The sequence below is a fragment of the Roseibium sp. Sym1 genome, assembly GCF_027359675.1.
In the GTDB taxonomy this organism is placed as follows: domain Bacteria; phylum Pseudomonadota; class Alphaproteobacteria; order Rhizobiales; family Stappiaceae; genus Roseibium.
Genome location: NZ_CP114786.1, coordinates 316178 through 336992 on the forward strand (window position 1 = coordinate 316178; position 20815 = coordinate 336992).

At 61.5% G+C, this 20815-nt stretch carries 19 protein-coding genes; 12 read left to right on the forward strand and 7 right to left on the reverse strand.

Annotated elements, in window-relative coordinates:
* Nucleotides 1–92: 92 nt before the first annotated feature.
* On the reverse strand, nucleotides 93–1187 hold the full coding sequence (locus O6760_RS01445) for a polyamine ABC transporter substrate-binding protein (protein WP_269583717.1): 1095 nt from the start codon (nucleotides 1185–1187) through the stop codon (nucleotides 93–95).
* 152 nt (nucleotides 1188–1339) lie between these two features.
* Nucleotides 1340–2728: a glutamine synthetase family protein gene (locus tag O6760_RS01450; RefSeq protein WP_269583718.1), complete on the reverse strand. Its 1389-nt coding sequence runs from the start codon at nucleotides 2726–2728 to the stop codon at nucleotides 1340–1342.
* A gap of 169 nt (nucleotides 2729–2897) precedes the next feature.
* Between O6760_RS01450 and O6760_RS01455 the strand changes: the two genes are divergently transcribed.
* The 11 genes from O6760_RS01455 (at nucleotide 2898) to O6760_RS01505 (ending at nucleotide 15081) form a co-directional block, all read left to right on the forward strand.
* On the forward strand, nucleotides 2898–3602 hold the full coding sequence (locus tag O6760_RS01455; RefSeq protein ID WP_269583719.1) for a GntR family transcriptional regulator: 705 nt from the start codon (nucleotides 2898–2900) through the stop codon (nucleotides 3600–3602).
* A gap of 120 nt (nucleotides 3603–3722) precedes the next feature.
* Nucleotides 3723–5129 (forward strand): glutamine synthetase family protein, encoded by a 1407-nt coding sequence (locus O6760_RS01460; RefSeq protein ID WP_269583720.1) that lies wholly within the window; start codon nucleotides 3723–3725, stop codon nucleotides 5127–5129.
* A 32-nt stretch (nucleotides 5130–5161) separates the two neighbouring features.
* A complete protein-coding gene (locus O6760_RS01465) occupies nucleotides 5162–6556 on the forward strand; it encodes an aspartate aminotransferase family protein (RefSeq protein ID WP_269583721.1) in 1395 nt (464 codons plus the stop codon).
* A 190-nt stretch (nucleotides 6557–6746) separates the two neighbouring features.
* Complete coding sequence (gene mbfA, locus O6760_RS01470) at nucleotides 6747–7730, forward strand: iron exporter MbfA (protein WP_269583722.1); 984 nt, start codon at nucleotides 6747–6749, stop codon at nucleotides 7728–7730.
* A 143-nt stretch (nucleotides 7731–7873) separates the two neighbouring features.
* Nucleotides 7874–8266, forward strand: a complete 393-nt coding sequence (locus O6760_RS01475) for a YciI family protein (RefSeq protein WP_269583723.1) — start codon at nucleotides 7874–7876, stop codon at nucleotides 8264–8266.
* On the forward strand, nucleotides 8235–9491 hold the full coding sequence (locus O6760_RS01480) for an RNA polymerase sigma factor (protein WP_269583724.1): 1257 nt from the start codon (nucleotides 8235–8237) through the stop codon (nucleotides 9489–9491). Before O6760_RS01475 ends, O6760_RS01480 begins: the two co-directional genes overlap by 32 nt.
* Nucleotides 9492–9609: 118 nt before the next feature.
* Nucleotides 9610–9990 (forward strand): VOC family protein, encoded by a 381-nt coding sequence (locus O6760_RS01485; RefSeq protein ID WP_269583725.1) that lies wholly within the window; start codon nucleotides 9610–9612, stop codon nucleotides 9988–9990.
* 66 nt (nucleotides 9991–10056) lie between these two features.
* A complete protein-coding gene (locus O6760_RS01490) occupies nucleotides 10057–10455 on the forward strand; it encodes an MAPEG family protein (protein ID WP_269583726.1) in 399 nt (132 codons plus the stop codon).
* A 364-nt stretch (nucleotides 10456–10819) separates the two neighbouring features.
* A complete protein-coding gene (locus O6760_RS01495; protein ID WP_269583727.1) occupies nucleotides 10820–11302 on the forward strand; it encodes a hypothetical protein in 483 nt (160 codons plus the stop codon).
* Between the two features lie 3 nt (nucleotides 11303–11305).
* The gene (locus O6760_RS01500) at nucleotides 11306–13543 is read left to right on the forward strand and encodes a PAS domain-containing sensor histidine kinase (protein WP_269583728.1); all 2238 of its coding nucleotides are present in this window, start codon (nucleotides 11306–11308) and stop codon (nucleotides 13541–13543) included.
* Entirely contained in the window at nucleotides 13540–15081 is a 1542-nt protein-coding gene (locus tag O6760_RS01505) for a DUF3369 domain-containing protein (RefSeq protein WP_269583729.1), read from the forward strand. Before O6760_RS01500 ends, O6760_RS01505 begins: the two co-directional genes overlap by 4 nt.
* A gap of 44 nt (nucleotides 15082–15125) precedes the next feature.
* Here the strand turns inward: O6760_RS01505 and O6760_RS01510 are convergent, their stop codons facing one another.
* From O6760_RS01510 to cysG, 5 genes are all read right to left on the reverse strand, one after another.
* Complete coding sequence (locus O6760_RS01510; protein WP_269583730.1) at nucleotides 15126–15659, reverse strand: DUF934 domain-containing protein; 534 nt, start codon at nucleotides 15657–15659, stop codon at nucleotides 15126–15128.
* Between the two features lie 34 nt (nucleotides 15660–15693).
* Entirely contained in the window at nucleotides 15694–16455 is a 762-nt protein-coding gene (locus O6760_RS01515) for a phosphoadenylyl-sulfate reductase (RefSeq protein WP_269583731.1), read from the reverse strand.
* Nucleotides 16442–18100 carry a nitrite/sulfite reductase gene (locus O6760_RS01520; RefSeq protein WP_269583732.1) on the reverse strand — a complete coding sequence of 553 codons (1659 nt, stop codon included), beginning with the start codon at nucleotides 18098–18100 and terminating at the stop codon, nucleotides 16442–16444. Before O6760_RS01520 ends, O6760_RS01515 begins: the two co-directional genes overlap by 14 nt.
* Before the next feature lie 72 nt (nucleotides 18101–18172).
* Nucleotides 18173–18472 carry a DUF2849 domain-containing protein gene (locus O6760_RS01525; protein WP_269583733.1) on the reverse strand — a complete coding sequence of 100 codons (300 nt, stop codon included), beginning with the start codon at nucleotides 18470–18472 and terminating at the stop codon, nucleotides 18173–18175.
* A gap of 20 nt (nucleotides 18473–18492) precedes the next feature.
* Entirely contained in the window at nucleotides 18493–19956 is a 1464-nt protein-coding gene (gene cysG, locus O6760_RS01530; RefSeq protein WP_269583734.1) for a siroheme synthase CysG, read from the reverse strand.
* Between the two features lie 275 nt (nucleotides 19957–20231).
* Here cysG and O6760_RS01535 point away from each other — a divergent pair, with 275 nt between their 5' ends.
* Complete coding sequence (locus tag O6760_RS01535; RefSeq protein ID WP_269583735.1) at nucleotides 20232–20732, forward strand: invasion associated locus B family protein; 501 nt, start codon at nucleotides 20232–20234, stop codon at nucleotides 20730–20732.
* Nucleotides 20733–20815 lie beyond the last annotated feature (83 nt).

The window sequence follows — 20815 nt, forward strand, 5'->3', positions numbered from 1 at the left end:
GATCGATTTCTTCGCCAAAACAATCCCCCACCCCTAAGAGATTCATCCAAAGCAGAAACGCCGGGTCCGTCACGGACCCGGCGCTTCCAAGCTTACTGACCGCTCTTCACACCGGTCCAGGTGCGCGTCACGATGCGCTGGACCTTCGGCGGATACGGGGTGGTCGTGTAGAGATTGGCGACCGTTTCCTCGTCCGGATAGATCGCCGCATCGCCGATGACATCCTCATTGAGGAATTCCTGGGACGCCTTGTTGCCGTTGGCGTAGTAGACGTAGTTGGACGCCTTGGCCATGACTTCCGGACGCATGATGTAGTTGAGGAACTCATGCGCTTCTTCCATGTGCGGCGCGTCGGCCGGGATCGCCATCTGGTCGAACCACATCTGGGCACCTTCCTTCGGAATGGTGTATTCCACCGTCACGCCGTTGTCGGCTTCCGCGGCACGGTCGCGCGCCTGGAGCACGTCGCCGGACCAGCCGATGGCCACGCAGATGTCGCCGTTGGCAAGGGCGTTGATGTATTCCGAGGAGTGGAATTTCTGGATGCTCGGACGGATCGTCTTGAGCAGCTCACCCGCCTTCTCGATTTCCGCCGGGTCCTTGCTGTCCGGGTCGAAGCCGGAATATTTCAGGGCCGCCGGGATCATTTCGGCCGGCGCGTCGAGCATGTGAACGCCGCACTCGGCCAGCTTTTCGATGTTCTCCGGCTTGAAGATCAGGTCCCAGCTGTTGACAGGTGCATCCTCGCCGAGCACTTCCTTCACCTTCTCGACATTATAGCCGATGCCGGTGGTGCCCCACATGTAGTTGATCGAGTGGGCGTTGTCCGGATCGTATTTTTCGACCCGTGCCTCGATGTCCTTCCACATGTTGTCGAGGTTGGTCAGCTTGGACTTGTCCAGCGGCGCGAACACGCCGGCCTGGATCTGCCGCGCCAGGAACGTGCCGGTCGGCACGACGACATCGTAGCCGGTACCGCCGGCCAGAAGCTTGGTTTCCAGCACCTCGTTGCTGTCGAAGACGTCATAGACGACCTTGATGCCGGTTTCCTTGGTGAAGTCTTCCAGGATGGATTCGTCGATATAGTCCGACCAGTTGTAGACATTGACGACCCGGTCCTGGGCAAGTGCCGCGCCGCTCATCAGGCTGAGAACGGCGACACCGGTCAACATGGATTTAAACGTCATTTGAGAACTCCCCTCAGAGTTTGTTTCGCAGCCCCTTTTTGGGCCTAGTCCCTGATTACAAATGGACATTCGCGCTGTTGTGCGTCTTGTCTGTCCCGCAGATTGGCTATGGTGCCGAACTTTGTCCAGCATCGATTTTGGGCGCCTCCAGATCACAAATAGGTCTGGCGTTCCAGGGACGAAATCTCGCGCCCAAATTCGTTCAGTTCCTCCCGCTTGATCTCCGTCAGAACCTTGTGCATCTCCTTGCCGACGGCCTGTTTCATCAGCTTCGATGCCTCGAAGGCGTCGATGGCCTCGTCCATCCACGGCGTCAGCCGTTTCTTGCGCTTTTCATAGGCATTGCCCGTGACCGGCGCCGGAGGATCCTTTTTCTGCTTCAGCCCTTCCATCATGCCGGCCAGGATGCCGGTGAGCACCAGATACGGATTGGCATCCGCCCCGGCGATGCGGTGTTCCACCCGTGCGGCATCCGGACTGGAGGCCGGCACGCGGAGCGCCACCGACCGGTTGTCATAGCCCCAGCAGATCGAGGCCGGCGCATAAGACCCCGGCTGCATGCGGCGGAATCCGTTGAAGGTCGAGATGAACAGGAGCAGCGCCTCGGGCATGGTCTTCAGGAGACCGTTGATGGCATATCCCAGCCGCTCGGGGCCCTTTTCAGGATCCGCGAACAGGTTGCCGTTCCCGTCTTCCATGGAGACATGGACATGCATGCCGTTGCCCGGCCATTCCACGAAGGGCTTGGCCATGAAGGAGGCCTTCAGCTCGTGCTTGCGGGCAACACCGGCCACGAGGCGGCGCAGCAGGACGACGTCATCGGCGGCCAGCAGCGGATTGTTGCGGTGGTGCAGGTTCAGTTCGAACTGGCCGGGGGCGGCTTCGGAAACGGCGGCATCCGCCGGAATGCCCTGGGCCTCGCAGGCCTTGCGCAGGTCGTCGACGACGGGCAGCAGGGCCTCCAGGTCGGACAGGGCATACATGTTCTGGCGCGCCGGGCCGAGATGGGTGGAAAACAGCGGCTTGGGCTGCTCGGTCCAGTCGCCGTCGCTTTCCTCGAAGAGGTAGAATTCCAGCTCGAAGGCGCAGGTGGCGGTAACGCCGTACTCGTCCTTCAGGCGCGCCACCATGTTTTCCAGCACGTGGCGCGGATCGGCCAGGAATGGTGCGCCGTCGCGGTCATACATGGACAAGAGCACCTGGGCTGTCTTGCGGTCCGTCCACGGCACCAGCTTCAGGGATTCGGGGATCGGCCAGCAGACGCCATCCTTGTCGCCGGTCTCCAGATGCATGCCGGTCGCCTCGACCTCGCGGCCCCAGACATCCAGTCCGTACAGGGAATAGGGAAAGGCGACGCCACCCTCGAACACCTTGGGCAGGGCCTTGCCCGGCAGCCACTTGCCGCGCAGGACGCCGTTGGTGTCCGGCAGGATCACTTCCAGCGTGTCCAGGTCCGGGTGGGCGGCCATGAAGGCATCGAAATCAACCTCCCAGCCGGCCTCGGCCGGGTGTTCCAGGATCTGGTGGGGTAATTCGTTCATTTTGGTTTTTTACTCGCCCCTGCGACTGCCGATCATGCCCTTCACGCTGTAGCGAACCGGGCATAAGCTTTTGTTTGCGTCCTTTCCAAAAATGTGATCACTTTCCAGAAACACTGTCAAGCGGGATCACGAAATTCGATCTCCCGACACAGAAGGAGGACATTCTTTCTTGCCCGTCCTGCGCTCCGCATTGCAATCCGGCCCGGCCAAGGTTGACGCGGCCCCCGCCTCCTCCCGGGGAGCAACCCGCGAACAGGTCGACAACGCGGTTCGCTCCGGCCTGTTGACCGGGCGCTTCATTCCCGGAAAAGCCGTCACGATCAGGGGGCTTGCCGCCGAACTCGGCGTCAGCCCCATGCCCGTGCGCGAAGTGCTGCAACGGCTGGCCGCGGAAAACGCGCTCGAGGTCAAGCCGAATGGCCGCGTCCAGGTGCCCGACATGACGCCGGCGCGCTTCGACGAGGTCATGAAGGCACGGTTGCTGCTGGAGCCGGAACTTGCCGCGCTGGCCTTGCCGCACCTGACCGCAAAGGACGCGGCGGATCTCAAGGCGATCGACGACGACATCGACGCCCGCCTGACCGACGGCGACGCGGAAGCCTATATGCGGCTGAACCACGCCTTTCATTTCCGCATTTACAGGGCCTCCGGCTCGAAGGTCCTGCTGCCGTTGATCGACAGTCTGTGGCTGCAATTCGCGCCCTTCATGCGCACCGTCTACGGCCGCGTCGGCACGGCGAGCCTGGTCGACCAGCACAAGGAAGCCATCAGGGCGATCGAGCAGTCCGACACCACCACGCTGCGCGCCGCGATCTCCGCCGACATCACCGATGGCATGGGTCTTCTTGGCAAGGAAATCCTCGCCGACGCATGAGGCTGTTGATCCCATGCGCAAGCCGTGCCATTTTGTGATCACAAATTGATTTTCCAGTTTCGCGGCATGCCCGGTTCCCGCAAGAGGCAACCAGCCCCCGCCAACCCTTTGGAGCTACTCGTGACTTCCGAAACGCCAGCCAGTGACGGCGCCACCCCGATCGACAGCCTGCGCGGCGTGCCGAACGAAGAGGCCGCGAAGGACTGGCTCAACGCGCGCAACATCCAGGACATCGAGTGCATCGTGCCGGACATCGCCGGCGTGGCACGCGGCAAGATGATGCCGACCGGAAAGTTCTTTTCGGGCCCGGTGATGACCATGCCCGCCTCGATCTTCGCCCAGACGATCTCCGGCGACTATCCCGAGGACGATGACCGGTTCCAGCACAATCCCATCGACGGCGATCTCTATTTCAGGGCGGACTACAGCACGCTGACCACCGTTCCGTGGGAAAGCGATCCGACCGCGCAGCTCATCCATGACGCCTATACCAGAAAGGGCGAACCGCTTGAGACCGCGCCGCGCAACGTCCTGAAGCGGATCCTGAAGCTCTATGAAGACAAGGGCTGGGAACCGGTCGTCGCACCGGAAATCGAGTTCTACCTGGTCCGTCCGAACACCGACCCGGATTACCCGCTGGAACCGCCCAGGGGCCGCTCCGGACGCCCGGAGGTCGGCCGCCAGTCCTATTCGATCTCCGCGCTGAACGAGTTCGACGACCTGATCGACGACATCTACGACCTGTCGGAACAGCAGGGCCTCGAAATCGACACCATGATCCACGAGGAAGGCGCGGCGCAGATGGAGATCAACCTGCGCCACGGCAATCCGCTGGTCCTTGCAGACCAGGTGTTCATGTTCAAGCGCACCATCCGCGAAGCCGCGCTCCGGCATGAAATGTACGCCACCTTCATGTCCAAGCCGATGTCCAACCAGCCCGGTTCGGCCATGCACATCCACCAGTCGGTGGTCGACAGGGAGACGGGCAAGAACATCTTTTCCGGCGACAACGGCGAGGAGACGCCCGAATTCCTCTCGTTCATCGCCGGTCACCAGAAATTCCTGCCGCATGTCACCGCCGTGATGGCGCCGTTCGTGAACTCCTACCGGCGCTTTTCCAAGGCCTCGACATCACCGGTGAATGTCTACTGGGGCTATGACAACCGCACGGTCGGACTGCGTGTGCCCTATTCCAACCCCCAGGCACGGCGCCTGGAAAACCGTGTCCCGGGCTCCGACGCCAATCCCTATCTCGCCATCGCCGCCAGCCTCGCCTGCGGCTATCTCGGCATGGTCAAGGGCCTGAAACCGGACAGCCCCAAGGCGGACGATTGCTCGGAACGGGCAAAGTCCCTGCCCCGCGGCCTGCCGGAGGCTCTGGCCAGGTTCGAGAAATCCGAAGAAATGGTCGAGGTCTTCGGCGAAACCTTCGTCGCCACCTACCGGGCCATCAAATACGAGGAATTCGAAACCTTCATGTCCGTGATCAGCCCCTGGGAGCGGGAATATCTCCTGCTCAATGTCTGAATTATCGAGCGTATTTTCCTGGAGCAATTGCCATGACGGCCCATTCCAACATCTATCCGACCAAGGCGCTGCAAGAGCTTGACGCGGCCCATCACTGGCATCCGTTCTCGGACATGAAAAGCCTCAACGACGAGGGCAGCCGGGTGATCACCCATGCCGACGGCGTCTGGCTGACGGATTCGGACGGCAAGAGGATCCTCGACGGCATGGCCGGGCTGTGGTGCGTGCAGGTGGGTCACGGCCGCAAGGAAATCGCCGACGCGGTCTACAAGCAGATGAACGAGCTGGCCTATTACAACACGTTCTTCAAGACGACCCATCCGCCGGCGATCGCCCTGTCGGAAAAGCTGGCAAGCCTGGCGCCCGCCCACATGAACCGGGTGTTCTACTGCTCCTCCGGTTCGGAGGCCAACGACACCGTGTTCCGCATGGTGCGCACCTATTGGGACAAGGTCGGCAAGCCGGACAAGAAAGTGATCATCGGGCGCTGGAACGGTTATCACGGCTCGACCCTCGCCGGCACCAGCCTCGGCGGCATGAAGGCGATGCACAAACAGGGCGACCTGCCGGTGGCCGGTGTGCATCACATCGACCAGCCCTACTGGTTCGGAGAAGGCCAGGACATGAGCCCGGACGATTTCGGTGTCGCGATGGCCCGCAAGCTGGAAGAAGCCATCGACCAGATCGGCGAGGACAAGGTCGCCGCCTTCATCGCGGAACCGATCCAGGGCGCCGGTGGCGTGATCATCCCGCCGGACACCTACTGGCCGGAAATCCGCCGCATCCTGAAGGAGCGTGACATTCTTTTCGTTTCCGACGAAGTGATCTGCGGTTTTGGCCGGCTCGGTGAATGGTTCGGCGCGGACTATTACGGCATGGAACCGGACCTGATGCCGATCGCCAAGGGCCTGACCTCCGGCTACCTGCCGATGGGCGGCGTTCTGGTGTCCGACCGTGTCGCCGAGGGACTGATGCTGGCCGGCGAGGATTTCAATCACGGCTATACCTATTCCGGTCATCCGGTGTGCGCGGCCGCAGCCCTTGCCAACCTGGAGATCATCGAGCGCGAAAGCCTGGTCGACCGCGTCAAGACCGACATCGGCCCCTACCTGAAGGAACGCTGGCTGAAGCTGGGCGACCATCCGCTGGTCGGCGAAGCCCGCATGACCGGCCTGGTCGGCGCGCTGGAACTGGTTCCGGACAAGTCCGACCTGCGCAAGACATTCAAGGATGTCGGCGTACCGGGACTGCTGTGCCGGGACATCTCCTTCGAACACGGCATGGTGATGCGCGCGGTGCGCGACAGCATGATCATCTCGCCGCCGCTGGTGCTTTCCCACGAGGAGGCCGACCACCTGGTGGCGACGGCCGAAAAGACACTCAACGACACCTACCGGGTCCTGAAACGGGACGGCTGGCTCGGCTGAAAACGGAAACGGGCCGGCCGCGTGCACGCCAGATGCGTCAACATGTAGCCGGGCCGGTTTCCCGTTTGCCGTCATTTGGCACTTGCCAACGTCCTCCTCCGGAGGCGTAAATCAACGCTGTCCCCTTCCGGGTTTCAGCAAAGGGAAGGCGACGCAGGCGGTTTGATCGACAGCTGTTAGGCGAGGCGGGATGCTCAGGCGGGTTTTCGGGTTTGGAAAGCGGGATTTTTCCTCCCTCACCGAACAGGAAATACTCGCCCTCGCGATATCTTCGGAAGAGGACGACGCGCGGATCTACAAGGCCTATGCCGACGGCCTGCGCGATCAGTTCCCGCAATCCGCCAGGGTCTTCGAAGACATGGCGGACGAGGAGAACCAGCACCGGCAGCAGCTGATCGACCAGCACCGCGCCCGCTTCGGCGACACGATTCCGCTGATCCGCCGCGAACATGTCCGCGGCTATTACGAGCGCAAACCGGACTGGCTCGTGCGCCCGCTCGGGCTGGACAAGGTCCGGACGATGGCCGAGGACATGGAGGCGCAGGCCTACCGGTTTTACATCGAGGCCGCCAAACGCACCTCCGACGCAGGCACCCGCAAGCTGCTGGGTGACCTGGCCATGGCTGAAAAGGGTCATGAAAGCCTGGCGCAACGCCTTGGCCTCGAACACACGCCGGAAGGCGTTCGAGACGAGGAAAGGCAGACCGAGCGCCGCCAGTTCATTCTGACCTATGTGCAGCCTGGGCTTGCCGGGTTGATGGACGGTTCCGTCTCCACCCTTGCCCCGATCTTCGCTGCCGCCTTTGCGACCCAGGACACCTGGCAGACATTTCTGGTCGGCCTGTCGGCGTCGGTGGGTGCCGGGATCTCCATGGGCTTCACGGAAGCCGCCCATGACGACGGTGTCCTTTCCGGACGCGGCTCGCCGGTCAAGCGTGGCTTCGCCTCCGGCATCATGACGGCGCTTGGTGGCCTGGGACACGCGCTGCCCTATCTCATCCCGCATTTCTGGACGGCGACCACCGTGGCGGCCCTGATCGTGTTTGTGGAATTGTGGGCCATTGCCTGGATCCAGAACCGGTTCATGGACACACCGTTCCTGCGCGCCGCCTTCCAGGTCGTTCTGGGAGGCTCCCTCGTGTTTGCTGCCGGCGTTCTGATCGGAAACGCCTGAGAGCGTATGTGCCGGGCCGTCTCGTCCCCTCATGCGCCTCGGCAAAATATACAGGCAATTCGTTTTTCTTCGCCGCGCCTGTCGGCTAAGCTCCCTCGTGGACGTTCCTTGGGCAACGCCCCTTTGGAACCGGAGGACCCCAGATGCTTTTTTCCGTCCTGATCTACGCCAATGAAGACTTCATCGACGCTCTCTCGCCGGAAGAACACGACGCGCTTTTGGAAAAACACGGCGCCTTTCACGAACACACCAAGACCAACGGCAATTTCGCCGCGGCGACGAAGCTGATGTCGACCGGGACATCCATCACGATCAGCCGGGACAGAGACGAATTTGTCGTCACCGACGGTCCCTTCGCGGAGACCAAGGAGCAGTTCATGGGTTTTTATCTGCTCGATTGCGCCAATCTGGAAGAGGCGATCGACGCCGTGAAAATCCTGCCACTTGATCATGGCCGCGTCGAAATCCGGCCGGTGGAATTCTTCGAAGGAGCCGACTTCAAGAATGCCGAGCGCCTGGTTATCAACGCATCTTAAGGCAGCCCGCCCGCGCGCCCTGGCCGCGCTGAACCGCGTGTTCGGGGATATCGATCTCGCCGAGGACGCGTTTCAGGAAGCCTCGCTCAAGGCCTTGAAATCCTGGTCGCCCGATCAACTGCCGGCCGACACGGTCGCCTGGCTGATCGTCGCCGGACGCAATGCCGGTATCGACGCCTTGCGCAAGCGCCGTCGAGAAACCCTCGCGGCGCCGGAAGACCTGGAACCGGCCTTCGACGGTGCCCATCCGGAAGACAGTTTGAGCGAGGATATCGATCACGCCATCTACCGGGACGATGTCCTGCGGCTTTTCTTCACCTGCTGTCACCCGGTCCTGCGCAAGGACCAGCAGATCGCGCTGTCGCTCAAGGTGGTTGCCGGCCTGACGGTCGAGGAAGTCGCCCGGGCCTTCCTGGTGCAGCCAAAGACCATGGAACAGCGCATCACCCGCGCCAAGAAGAAGCTGCAGGCAGCGCGGCTGGCCTATGAAGTGCCGGACGCATCGGGCCGCGCCGAAAGGCTCTCGGCCGTCGCCAACGCCATCTATCTTGTCTTCAACGAAGGCTATTCGGCTTCGCAAGGACCCGCGCTGATCCGCGAAACCCTGTGCGAGGAGGCGATCCGCCTTGCCCGCCTGCTGGTGCGCCTGTTCCCGGAAGTGCCGGAATTGCGGGGGCTGCTGGCGCTCTGCCTGATCCAGCATTCCCGGCGTCATGCGCGTCTCGGCCCGGACGGCCAAGCCGTGACGCTGGAGGATCAGGACAGATCGCTCTGGGACCGCAAGCCGATCGCCGAGGGAAGCGTCCTCCTGGAGGCGGCGCTGCGCCGGCCCCGCCCCGGACCGTTCCAGATCGAGGCGGCCATCGCCGCGACCCATGCGCGCGCCGCCAGTTATGACCAGACCGACTGGCACGAGATCGAACGGCTGTACCGGGCGCTGGAAATCCTTCGTCCCTCACCGGTGGTCGCGCTGAACCGGGCCGTCGTTCTCGCGAAACTCATGGGACCGGAAGAAGGCCTCGAACGATTACAGCCTCTGGCGGCACCGCTGGAGCGCTATCCCGGCTTTCACACGGTCAAGGCCTCTCTCCTGTCAGAACTCGGCCAATATGACGAGGCACGCCATGCGTACCGCCACGCTCTCGCGCTTGCCGGCACAGATGTCGAGCGCAACCACATCCGACAAAAACTGGACAACCTCTCCGCAGGACAAGCGCCTGCCTGACCCCCTTTCAAAAAAATTCTGAAAATTTTCCCGACCCTGTCGGATCTGCAAACTGCGCATCGTCCTTTGATCACCTGGACCGACCCAGGCGACTGTTTCGAGCACAAGGACATTAGAAATGAGCAATCCTATGCAAACCCATGGCGCTTTCAGCTGGATGGAACTGCACAGCGGCGACGGCGGCAAGGCAAAGACCTTCTATTCCAGTCTTCTTGACTGGGGAACGGAAGACATGGAAATGCCGGGCATGACCTATTCCGTGATCGTCAATGGCGAGGACAAGATCGGCGGTTTCCCCCCAGAAGCATCCGACACACCGCGCTGGCTGCCCTATGTCACCGTCGACGACGTCGATGCCCGTGTCGAAAAGGCAAGATCGCTCGGCGCCACCATCGCGATGGAACCCTTCAGCGTCCCGAGCGTCGGCCGCATGGCGACGATCGTCGACCCGGTCGGCGGTGTCATTGCCCTCATCACCTATGAAGCTCCGGCTGCCTAGTAAATGGCCTCGGCGGACAGGCCGGGGCCGTCCGCCGTTTTTCACAGACCAGATTTGGAGTCCCCTATGGAAACGATTCCCGCGTTGCCGGTCACCATTGTCTTTGTGTCCGTGTGCGCCCTGATGCAGGTACCTATGACAGTGTTTGTCGGTTATCGCCGGCTTAAGACCGGCATCCAGTTCCTGGACGGAGGTGACCAGACGCTGATCCAGCGCATGCGCGCGCAGATGAATTTCACCGAGACAGTGCCGATGGTGTTGCTGTCCATGGCAGCTGCCGAATTGAGCGGTGCACCAAACCTGTTGTTGTGGATCGTCGGTGGCGGTTTCCTTCTGGGCAGGGTCTTGCACTACAGTGTCCTGGTGACCTCCGGCTGGGGAAACGGCCGTGCCCTTGGCATGATCCTGACATTCGTGCCGCTGCTGGTCTGCCCGATATTTGTCTTGATCGAGTCGTTTTCGTAACCGGATCCCGGCCGGCTCACATGGCGCCGGCCGGGTTCGCCGGACTGCACCAACCAGTATTGTCTCCGCCGACCGGCGAGTTACCACCGCAGACAGGAACCCCGGCAGGACCATGAGACCGAGCGGGATTCCCATTTCAAGCGCGCGGATCGACCGATTGCCTTTTTCAGGTCAAGCCACCTCTTTCCGCAAGGAATTCCCCCTCCACGGCAGAAAAATCGTTAAAACTACCTATAGTAATCCGAGCTTTTTCCTAATCCCCCTTATTTAAACATTTCTCTTTAACTCGTTATATTGAAGAATATTGACCGGATCACTACGCGCCAGCATCAGGTGAACCAATAACAACAGGGCGAATGCTCCGATGATCAGACAGGCAATCGTTTTTCTGGGTCTCGTGCTCGGCAGCTCCCATACCTCCCATTCGGCCGATGGCAGCATGCAAATCCTCGTTTCTGCGTCCGGCAGGACAGAGACCCAAAGGGAGGTGTCCGTCGCGGCCATCGAAAAGGCGGGTCTCCACGAAATCGAGGCCTTCAACCCGTATGAAAAGCGCAGCGACACCTACACGGGCGTCTGGATGCAGGACTTCGTCGCCGCGTTCGGGACGGTGGACACCTCGACCCTGATCACCAGGGCGATTGACGACTACGAGATCACCTTCGGCAAGGAAGAATGGCAGAACCTGCGCATTCTGATCGCAACGCGGGTCAACGGCGAATACATCGATTTCGACGGGAAGGGCCCCATGCGCATCATCTTTCCGGATTTCGACGAGAACCTGGAGGCCCACCGGATCAATCTTCCCAAATGGACCTGGATGATCACTGAAATCGCTATGGAGTAGAACTTGGTCACGAGGTTCATCGCCTTCGTTTCAGGATTGCTCGTCGTGGCAGCCAGCCTCTACGGGGCCTATCTGGTTTATTCCATCTATCGGGCTCCGGCGCGAATTGCGGAATCCAGCAAGACCATGCGCATGACGGATTCGATGCGCCTGAGCTTCAAGGTCGCCCTGTTGTCTCAACGTAGCGCAGAGGCATATCTTCTTGCGGTCCAGACTGGCGACAGTGACCTTCTTCAAGACGCACAGAACCTTGCAAAAGCATCGATCGGCTTTGTCTTCAACGACTTTGCCGACAAGGAAAACCTTGTCGAAAAGGCGGTCCCCCTGCTGCGGCAGAACCTGTCGTTGATGCAGACTGCGGGTCTGGATCCATCTCCGGATGTCCTGGAAACCCTCCGGGCCAACACCCGCGAGGTCTACAAGGCGGCGGAACAGATCGAAGAAGACATCTGGGTAACGTTCCAGAGGGAGTTTATCGAGTTCCAGACGAACGAAACGCGGCTCCGCATTCAATACCAGATCATGATCGTGGCCGCCGTTGTCGTCTCGCTGATCCTGCTGGCCGTTTTTTTCCGCCAACGCAGCCTGAACCGGGAACTGCGCGAAAGTGATGCCGGCTTGAGGGAAAGCGAACGGCAATTGCGGGAGGCCCAGTCCATGGCCCGGCTCGGCAATTGGACCGTCGACATGAAAACCTTTGCAGCGCACTGGTCAGAAGAAGAATACCGGCTGCTCGGATACGAGCCCGGGGAAGTGAAACCGACCGCCAAGACCTTCATTAAAGTCGTACATCCGGAAGACCGGGACAGTGTTTACCAGGAAATGCAACGGTCGGTGAAACCGGGGCAGGAGAAGACGCCGTTTCGGGTCGTGCACAGGGTGAATACTCCGGAAGGCACGAGATATCTCGAGCAACATGGACAGGTCGAGCTGGATGAGGCCGAGCAACCGGTCCGCATGGTCGGCACGACGACCGACATCACCGAACTTCGAAGCCATCAGCTTGAGCTCGAGCACTACCGTGACCAACTGGAGAACCTGGTCGAGGAGCGCACGCGCGACCTGGAAAAGGAGATCAGCGACCGGCGCAAGGTCCAGGAGGACCTGCGCAAGAGCGAAACCAGATTGCGTCAAATCCTGGACAGTTCATCGGCGGGCATCTCGATCCTGCGCATGAACCCGATCCGGCGCATCTACGCCAACCAGCGTTTTCTCGAGTTCTTCCATGCGGACACCCCTGAGCACCTGGACGCATACGGCTTTGAAAACACCTTTGTGCTTGCCAAGGACCTGGAAACCGCGGGGGCCTGCGTTGAAAGCGGAGAAGGTTTTCAACGTTTCGTCATGGAACGGCGCAGGGTGGATGACACCACCTGGTGGGGACTGCATGATGCCATTCCCATCGAATTCGAGGACGCGCCCGCCACCATTGTCTGGCACTATGACATCACAGACCAGAAACTGGCGGAAAAGGAACTTGTGCAGACAGAGAAACTGGCTTCGCTCGGAGGTCTCGTTGCCGGGCTGGCTCACGAGGTCAACACGCCGATCGGCGTGGGACTGACAGCGGCAACCTTCATGGAGGAGAAGGTGGCGGACATCGGCACGCAGGTCGAGCAGGAGAGCCTGACACGGCGCGGCCTCGACGAGTTTCTCGATCTGGCGGGCCAGTCCTCAAAGATCATTGTCGCCAATCTCCACCGCGCCTCGGATCTGGTGCGGAGTTTCAAACAGGTTGCCGTCGACCAGTCCAGCGACGAACTGCGCACCTTCAAGCTTGTCGACTATCTCGATGAAGTCATGCTCAGCCTTCTGCCCCAGACCAAGAAGACGCCGCACACGATCGCCGTGGCCGGCGACCGGGACATTGTCATGACAAGTTTTCCGGGCGCCCTGTCGCAGATTATCACCAACCTTGTCATGAATTCGCTGACCCACGCCTTTGACGACGGCGAGAGCGGTGAGATCAGGATTGTCTCCTCACTGTCCGGTCAAAGTGCCCACATTCATTACAGCGACACCGGCAAGGGTGTTGCTCCGGACGTTCTGAACCGGATTTTTGACCCCTTTTACACGACCAGGCGCGGCAGCGGCGGCAGCGGCCTTGGCATGCATATCGTCTACAATCTGGCAACAAGGAAACTGGGCGGCACCGTCGTTTGCGAAAGCACGCCCGGACAGGGGATCTCGGTACATCTCACGGTCCCCCTGAGCCAGGCGCAGCCTCAGGACAGCAAATGAACAGTCGGAACGAAAAGATCCTGTATTCGGAAGATCCGGGCCTTGTGGAAGATTTCGGCAGGCCCTGGAAAATCATGCTGGTCGATGACGAGCAGTCCATTCATGACGTGACCCGCCTCGCCCTGTCGGGTTTTTCCTTTGACAACCGGCCCCTCGAGTTCGTCTCGGTCTATTCCGGTGAGGAAGCCCGGAAAACCATCCTGGACCACCCCGACACGGCGCTGATCCTGCTGGACGTGGTGATGGAGAGCGAAACCGCCGGACTGGACGTGGCGCAATTCATCCGCGAGGAAGCCGGCAATTCCGCCGTACGCATCGTACTGCGCACCGGCCAGCCCGGTCAGGCGCCGGAGCGGGATGTCATCGCGCGCTACGACATCAACGACTACAAGGAAAAGACCGAACTGACCTCCCGCAAGCTGTCGACGCTGATGTATGCGTCGCTGCGCTCGTATCGGGACATCGTCGAGCTGGAAAAAAACAAGCGCGGCCTGGAAGCCGTCATTGAGGCCTCGGCGCAGGTGTTCGAGCTGCAAACGAAGGAGAACCTGGCGGAAGTCGTTCTGGAGCAACTCAGTAACTTGCTGCACGAACAATGTGACCTGTCGGTCGACGACACCAGTGCCTTTGCGGCCCAGGGCTGTGAGCAATCCGCGACGATCGTCGCCGCCACGGGTTGCTACGCGCCACATGTGGGCAGTGATCCGACCCGTATCCGGGACGTCCCGGCATTGCAGGACTTCAAGGCCGCACTGTCTTGCAGCCGGAGCGAGATCGCTTCGGGTCACTATACCGCCGTCATCAAGTGCCGCGACGGGATCAAGCGGTTGCTGCACGTGAAAGCGCCTTTCGATGAGCCCACTGATCTGACCAGGTCATTGCTGAAGCTCTTTGAGCGCAATGTCGCCATCGCCTGCGAAAACATGGACCTTGTCCACGAGTCCGAGCAAACCCAGATCGAAATGGTCGATATTCTTGGCGAAACCATCGAAACCCGGTCCCTGGAAACCGGGCACCATGTCCAGAGAGTCGCGGAAATCAGCAAGTTGATCGCCCTGGAATACGGTTTGCCGGAAGACGAAGCGGAAATCATCCGCCTGGCATCGCCGCTTCACGATATCGGCAAGATCGGAGTACCCGATGCCATCCTCAACAAGCCCGGCAAGCTGACCGACGCCGAATGGTCAGTCATGAAGACCCACAGCATGCTCGGATACGACCTTCTGAAATCGTCAAGCCGGAAGGTCTTGCAGGCCGGCGCGGTCATCGCCCGTGATCATCACGAGAAATGGGCCGGCGGTGGTTACCCGGCCAACAGGACCGGCGCAGACATTCATCTTTATGGGCGGATTACAGCGATCGCCGATGTTTTCGACGCGCTCGGCAGCGAGCGTTGCTACAAGAAGGCCTGGCCGCTCGAAGACATTCTTGAGCTGTTGCGCAAGGAACGTGGCCGCCACTTCCAACCGGAACTGGTCGACATTCTGCTCGCAAATATCGATGCGATCGTCGAGATTTGCGAGCAGAAAAAGGACTGAGACCGCCCGTACCGCCTCTTCATCCCGCGGGTCGGCGACCGGCGTTATTCGGCGGCGACGGCGATATCACGCTGGGACCGGCGTGCCCAGGGGCGCGTGCCTTCCGGGATTTCGTCGACCGTACCGACAGGCTGCAGGTATTTGGTGACCTCAGGCCACTCGCCGGCCTTCAGCGCCTTCAGCACTTCCGGCTTGGTGATGTCGAACGTCGTCACCCCGCAGCGGCGGGCGAGCGGCACCTGGTCGAGGATGTATTTGCCCACGGCGCGGATATCGCCCTTGTAGCCGATCTGCTCGCGCAGGACGCGTGCGGCGGAAAAACCGCGGCCGTCGGCGAAACTCGGAAAATCGACCGCCACCAGTGCCAGACGGTCCAGATAGGGTTCGACCGGCTCGACATCATCACCGGCCTCGACGATCACCGCCGTCTTGCCGCCGCGTGAAAGGTAGGCATCGGGATCCGCCAGAAACAGCGTCAACGGCACCAGCGCATCCCCGGGAACGGAGGCCCCCGTTTCGGCATCGGCCGTTTCCCAGTTTTCCTCGACGAATTCGCCGTCCGTGTAAATCGTTGCCATTCTTCGCGTCCTCAAACTTCAATACGGTCAGCGGTCAAATGCCGCTGCCGTCAAATTCCTTGCCATGGGTCGGCCAGTGAATGCCGCATTCCGTCTTGTCCTGGCCGCGCCAGCGACCGGCGCGCGGGTCCTCGCCCGGCGCCACCTTGCTGGTGCAGGGCATGCAGCCGATGGACGGATACCCTTGCGCGACCAGCGGATGCGGCGGCAGATCATGTGCCTTGGCATAGTCCAGGATTTCCGTAGCCGTCCAATCCGCCAGCGGATTGACCTTCACCCGGCCCTCGTCGATCTCGAAGACCTCAAGGTCGGCGCGTGTCGAACTCTGATGGCGTTTGCGGCCGGAGATCCAGGCCTCGAAACCGCTCAGCGCCCGTTCCAGCGGCACCACCTTGCGGATATGGCAGCAGGCGTCGGTGTCGCTCATCCAGAGCATGCCGGCAGGATCCGCCTCGGCCAGATCTTCCTTTTCCGGCTTGAACGTACGCACGTCGGTCAGGCCCAGCTTCTCGATCAGTTCGTCGCGGTAGAGGAGCGTTGCCGGAAACAGCTTGACGGTGTCGATAAACAACACCGGCGTCGACGGATCGATCTGGGCGACCATGTGCAGAAGCACGGCGGAATCCGCGCCGAAACTCGACACCATCGCGATGTCGTCCGCGAACTGATGGCGGATGGCCGCCATCAGGATTTCCTGTGCGGTCATGTGTTCGAACTGGGCATTGTGCGCGGCGACTTCCGCCTGCAGTCCCAGTTCCGGGTCAACGCCTAGGCTGAATGTCTCATGCAGCGCCATAAAGGGCCTCCTTGAAGGGCGCCTCCCCGATCCGCCGATAGGCTTCCAGGAAGGTCTCTTCTTTTCCGACACGCAGGCCGAGATAGGTATCGACCAGCTTCTCGATTGCATCGATCACTTCTTCCGAGGAGAAGCCGCGGCCGATGATTTCGCCGATGGACGCGTTTTCATTGGCCGAACCGCCAAGCGTCACCTGGTAGAATTCCTCGCCCTTCTTTTCCAGGCCGAGAATGCCGATGTGACCGACATGGTGGTGGCCACAGGCATTGATGCAGCCCGAGATCTTGATCTTCAGCTCACCGATTTCCGCCTGACGCTCGGCCGTACCGAAGCGCTCGGAAATCCGCTGTGCCACCGGAATCGACCGGGCCGTCGCGAGCGCGCAGTAATCCATGCCCGGGCAGGCGATGATGTCGGTGATGAGACCGGCATTGCCTTCGGCGATCTCGGCGGCGACCAGCCGGTCGAACAGCGCCGGAAGGTCATCCAGCTTCACATGCGGCAGGATGACGTTCTGCTCGTGGCTGATGCGCAGCTCGTCATGCCCGAATGTTTCGGCCAGCTCCGCGATCACGTCCATCTGGTGATCGGACGCATCGCCCGGAATGCCGCCGATCGGCTTCATCGACAGGGTCACGGACGTATAGCCCGGCACCCGGTGCGGGTTGAGATTGTGGGCCACGAACTGGGCGAAGGCGGCATCGGATGCCTTGCGCTCTTCCACGGCCTGCGACGACGCCGATCCGACTTCCAGCGGCGGCGGCGCGAAATAGGCCTCGATGCGGCGGACTTCCTCATCCGGCAGGCGCAGGACGCCGAAACGGATCTTCTCGAATTCGGCCTCGATATCCGCCTTCAGCTCGTCCAGGCCGGTCTCGTGCACCAGAATCTTGATACGGGCCTTGTACTTGTTGTCGCGGCGGCCATAGCGGTTGTAGACGCGCAGGATCGCTTCCGAATAGGCCAGGAGGTCCTCTTCGGGCAGGAAGTCGCGCACCTTGCGGCCGATCATCGGCGTGCGGCCGAGACCACCACCGACAAAGACCTCGAAGCCGATTTCACCGGCATCGTTGCGGATCAGCTGCAGGCCGATGTCATGCACCTGGACGGCGGCGCGGTCGTTCGGCGCGCCGGTGATGGCAATCTTGAACTTGCGCGGCAGGAACGAGAACTCCGGATGCAGCGACGACCACTGGCGCAGGATTTCCGCATAGGGGCGCGGGTCGGCGATCTCGTCGGCGGCGGCACCGGCGAAATGGTCCGCGGTCACGTTGCGGATGCAGTTGCCCGAGGTCTGGATGGCGTGCATTTCCACTTCCGCCAGCTCTTCAAGGATCTTCGGCGTGTCTTCCAGCTTCGGCCAGTTGAACTGGATGTTCTGGCGCGTGGTGAAATGACCGTAGCCCTTGTCGTAGGTGCGGGCGATATGGGCCAGCTTGCGCATCTGACGGCCGTTGAGCGTGCCATAGGGAATGGCGACGCGCAGCATGTAGGCATGGAGCTGCAGGTAGAGCCCGTTCATCAGCCGCAGCGGCTTGAATTCGTCCTCGGACAATTCCCCGGCGAGGCGCCGGCGGACCTGATCCTTGAACTGCTCGGTGCGCTGGTTGACGAAACTGGCGTCGAATTCATCGTAACGGTACATGTTCTGCTCCTTGCCGGGCGCTGCCATGCGCATTTCTGCGTCTTGGGCGCTGCCCTGACCTTTCTGTCTCGATCAGGCCGAAACGGCCTGGGCCTGCTTGCCGAATTGCGGATGGGTGGTTGGCCCCTTGGCGCGGATCTTCTCGCGCAGGCGCACCGGCACGATGACCCCGTCCTCGACGGTGATGTCCATCTCGTAGACCCCGACGACTTCCTGGTTCTTTTCGGCCTCCGCCCCCTCGGCCAGGCCTTCGGCGACGGCTTCCTTGCCTTCGAAGGTCCTTGCCAGCGTGATGCGTTCGACCCAGGCACCGCCTTTTGCGAGCCAGACAACATCGCCGTTCAGCAGGCGGTTGGCGGTAATGACTTTCATTGCGTCCACTCTCTTACAAGTCAGGCCGCCACAACCCGTGCCGCGGCAAGCGGCACCAGGGGTTCGGCGTGTTCCATTGCGGCGTGGCCGACGGCCTCGCCGATCACAATCAGGACCGGACCGTCGATCTCCTCGCGGTTCGACAGCACCGCGAGTTCCGAAAGCGTTCCGGCAAACTGGCGTTCGTCCGGGTGGGCGGCGTTTTCAATGACGGCCACCGGAGTTTCGGAACTCAGGCCGGCGCCGATCATCTTTTCGGCAACGGCGGCGGCGACCGTGCGGCCCATATAGACGGCAACGGTTGCGCCCTTCAGCGCCAGGCCGGCCCAGTCCGGCAGGGTTTCGGACCTTGCATTGTGTCCGGTCGCGAAAACGAGGTTGGAGGCGACGCCGCGAAGCGTCAGCGGAATCTGGGCCGAAGCGGCCGCGGCGAAGGCTGCAGTAACGCCGGGGACAACCTCGAAACCGACCCCGCCGCCGCGGAGCGCCTCCATTTCTTCCGCCGCCCGGCCGAAGATCATCGGATCTCCCGCCTTGAGGCGCACGACCTTCCGCCCCTTGCGGCCCAGGTCGACCAGCAGTTCGCAGATCTCGGACTGCCGCACCGAATGGGCGCCCTTGCGCTTGCCGACGGAGATCCGTTCGGCATCGCGCCGGCCCATGGCAACGACACCGGCCGGCACGAGGGCGTCATGCACGATCACGTCGGCTTCCTGCAGCAGGCGTTGGGCGCGCAGGGTCAAAAGGTCTTCCGCGCCCGGACCGGCACCGACGAGCCAGACAAAGCCCGGCTCGTCCGCCATCGAGTTGAGCAACCGCTGCGCTTCGGCGCGGGCGGTGCCCGTCTTGCCGGCATAGAGATTGGAAGCCACGGAACCGGAGAAGAACCGGGCCCAGAAGGTGCGGCGCAAGGTGCCGTCGCGGATCACCCTGGTGGCGGCATCGCGAAAGCTCTCGGCCAGGCGCGCCAGTTCGCCGGTTGCGCGCGGCAGCATCGCCTCGATGCGGGCGCGGATGTGGCGCGACAGCACCGGCCCGACACCGGTGGAGGTGATGGCCACAGCGATCGGGGCGCGGTTCACAAGAGCGCCGGTGTAAAAATCGCAAAGTTCCGGTTTGTCGACCGCGTTGACCGGCACGCCCAAAATCCGGGCGGCATCGACCACAGCCTTGTCGAGATCCCGGTCCTCGCGCGCGGAGAACACCAGCGCGGCCCCGTTCAGATGCGCCGGGCGGAAATCCTCGGCAACATGTTCGGCCTCGAAAAGCGCGATGGCTTCGGCCAGATCGGCCTCGACAGTTTCAGCGACAACGACGATTTTTGCGTTGGTCTCCCCCAGAAGGCGCACCTTGGCAGCCGCCTCGCCGCCATGGCCGACAACCAGGACACGCTCGCCGGCCACCTTCATGAAGGCCGGAAACACGTCGAGCCGGTCCTGAGGCCGTTTCAGTGTTTTTTGCGTGTCGCCACGGCGGGGTGCCATCTCAAGGGTCTCCAATCCCAGTGTGATGGACTTAATTTAGTGGCGTGCCGGTGGAAGCGCCGGGCACCGCTTTTCAAAGCTGTGACGCCAAGCGGAATAGATTTTTCTGAAAGGCGGCTTTGACCAATTCCAATTCCCGGGCGCCCCCTGTTTCGACCTTCCACCCGGATTTTGCATGTATTCCGGCCTCCGCAAGCCGGGAACACCGGGTGACGAACCGGCCCTGAACCGGTAAGCCTTGCATTCGACGGGCAACACGAAACCAACGAGCGATCATGCAAGACACCGGAAAACGCCTTCTTCTCGCGGCCGCAATCGCGGCGCTTTCCCTGACCGGCGCTGCCCAGGCTCAACAGGCCCCCCCGGATCAGTTATGGAAGACACGCTGCGCCGGTCCGGCGCGCGCTGTGGACACCCTTGTCTGCGAAGCAAGCCAGGCAATCCTGGTGAAGGAAAGCGGCCAGCTTCTGTTCAAGATCGACATCATCTATCCCGCCCAAAAGGGCAAGCCTGTTTTCCAGATGCAGGCACCGCTGGGGTTTTACCTGCCGGGCAGGATCAAGCTTGGCGTCGACGGAACGCCTCTCACCGAACTTGAAATCGGCAAGTGCGATCAGCGCGGCTGTTTTCTTTCCGCCGAAGCGAAGCCGGAGCTGATCGCGGCCATGAAGGCGGGCACCACATTGCAGATCGACTTTGCCCCTGCTGAAAACAAGCGCCAGTCGATCGATGTGCCCCTGACAGGCTTCACACGGGCCATGGAAGCCATCCAGTAGATGGCCCCCTCACCGCCATGCCTTCTTGATGCCGCAATGGAATTCGCTTAGCCTTTCCAACTGACTGGCGGCTTGTCCGTCGC

Excerpts from the sequence above, each read along its gene's own strand:
- O6760_RS01445 (WP_269583717.1), bottom strand. The coding sequence starts at position 1,187 with ATGACGTTTAAATCCATGTTGACCGGTGTCGCCGTTCTCAGCCTGATG.
- O6760_RS01450 (WP_269583718.1), bottom strand. The coding sequence starts at position 2,728 with ATGAACGAATTACCCCACCAGATCCTGGAACACCCGGCCGAGGCCGGC.
- O6760_RS01465 (WP_269583721.1), top strand. The coding sequence starts at position 5,162 with ATGACGGCCCATTCCAACATCTATCCGACCAAGGCGCTGCAAGAGCTT.
- mbfA (WP_269583722.1), top strand. The coding sequence starts at position 6,747 with ATGCTCAGGCGGGTTTTCGGGTTTGGAAAGCGGGATTTTTCCTCCCTC.
- O6760_RS01475 (WP_269583723.1), top strand. The coding sequence starts at position 7,874 with ATGCTTTTTTCCGTCCTGATCTACGCCAATGAAGACTTCATCGACGCT.
- O6760_RS01480 (WP_269583724.1), top strand. The coding sequence starts at position 8,235 with ATGCCGAGCGCCTGGTTATCAACGCATCTTAAGGCAGCCCGCCCGCGC.
- O6760_RS01485 (WP_269583725.1), top strand. The coding sequence starts at position 9,610 with ATGAGCAATCCTATGCAAACCCATGGCGCTTTCAGCTGGATGGAACTG.
- O6760_RS01490 (WP_269583726.1), top strand. The coding sequence starts at position 10,057 with ATGGAAACGATTCCCGCGTTGCCGGTCACCATTGTCTTTGTGTCCGTG.
- O6760_RS01495 (WP_269583727.1), top strand. The coding sequence starts at position 10,820 with ATGATCAGACAGGCAATCGTTTTTCTGGGTCTCGTGCTCGGCAGCTCC.
- O6760_RS01505 (WP_269583729.1), top strand. The coding sequence starts at position 13,540 with ATGAACAGTCGGAACGAAAAGATCCTGTATTCGGAAGATCCGGGCCTT.
- O6760_RS01510 (WP_269583730.1), bottom strand. The coding sequence starts at position 15,659 with ATGGCAACGATTTACACGGACGGCGAATTCGTCGAGGAAAACTGGGAA.
- O6760_RS01515 (WP_269583731.1), bottom strand. The coding sequence starts at position 16,455 with ATGGCGCTGCATGAGACATTCAGCCTAGGCGTTGACCCGGAACTGGGA.
- O6760_RS01520 (WP_269583732.1), bottom strand. The coding sequence starts at position 18,100 with ATGTACCGTTACGATGAATTCGACGCCAGTTTCGTCAACCAGCGCACC.
- O6760_RS01525 (WP_269583733.1), bottom strand. The coding sequence starts at position 18,472 with ATGAAAGTCATTACCGCCAACCGCCTGCTGAACGGCGATGTTGTCTGG.
- cysG (WP_269583734.1), bottom strand. The coding sequence starts at position 19,956 with ATGGCACCCCGCCGTGGCGACACGCAAAAAACACTGAAACGGCCTCAG.
- O6760_RS01535 (WP_269583735.1), top strand. The coding sequence starts at position 20,232 with ATGCAAGACACCGGAAAACGCCTTCTTCTCGCGGCCGCAATCGCGGCG.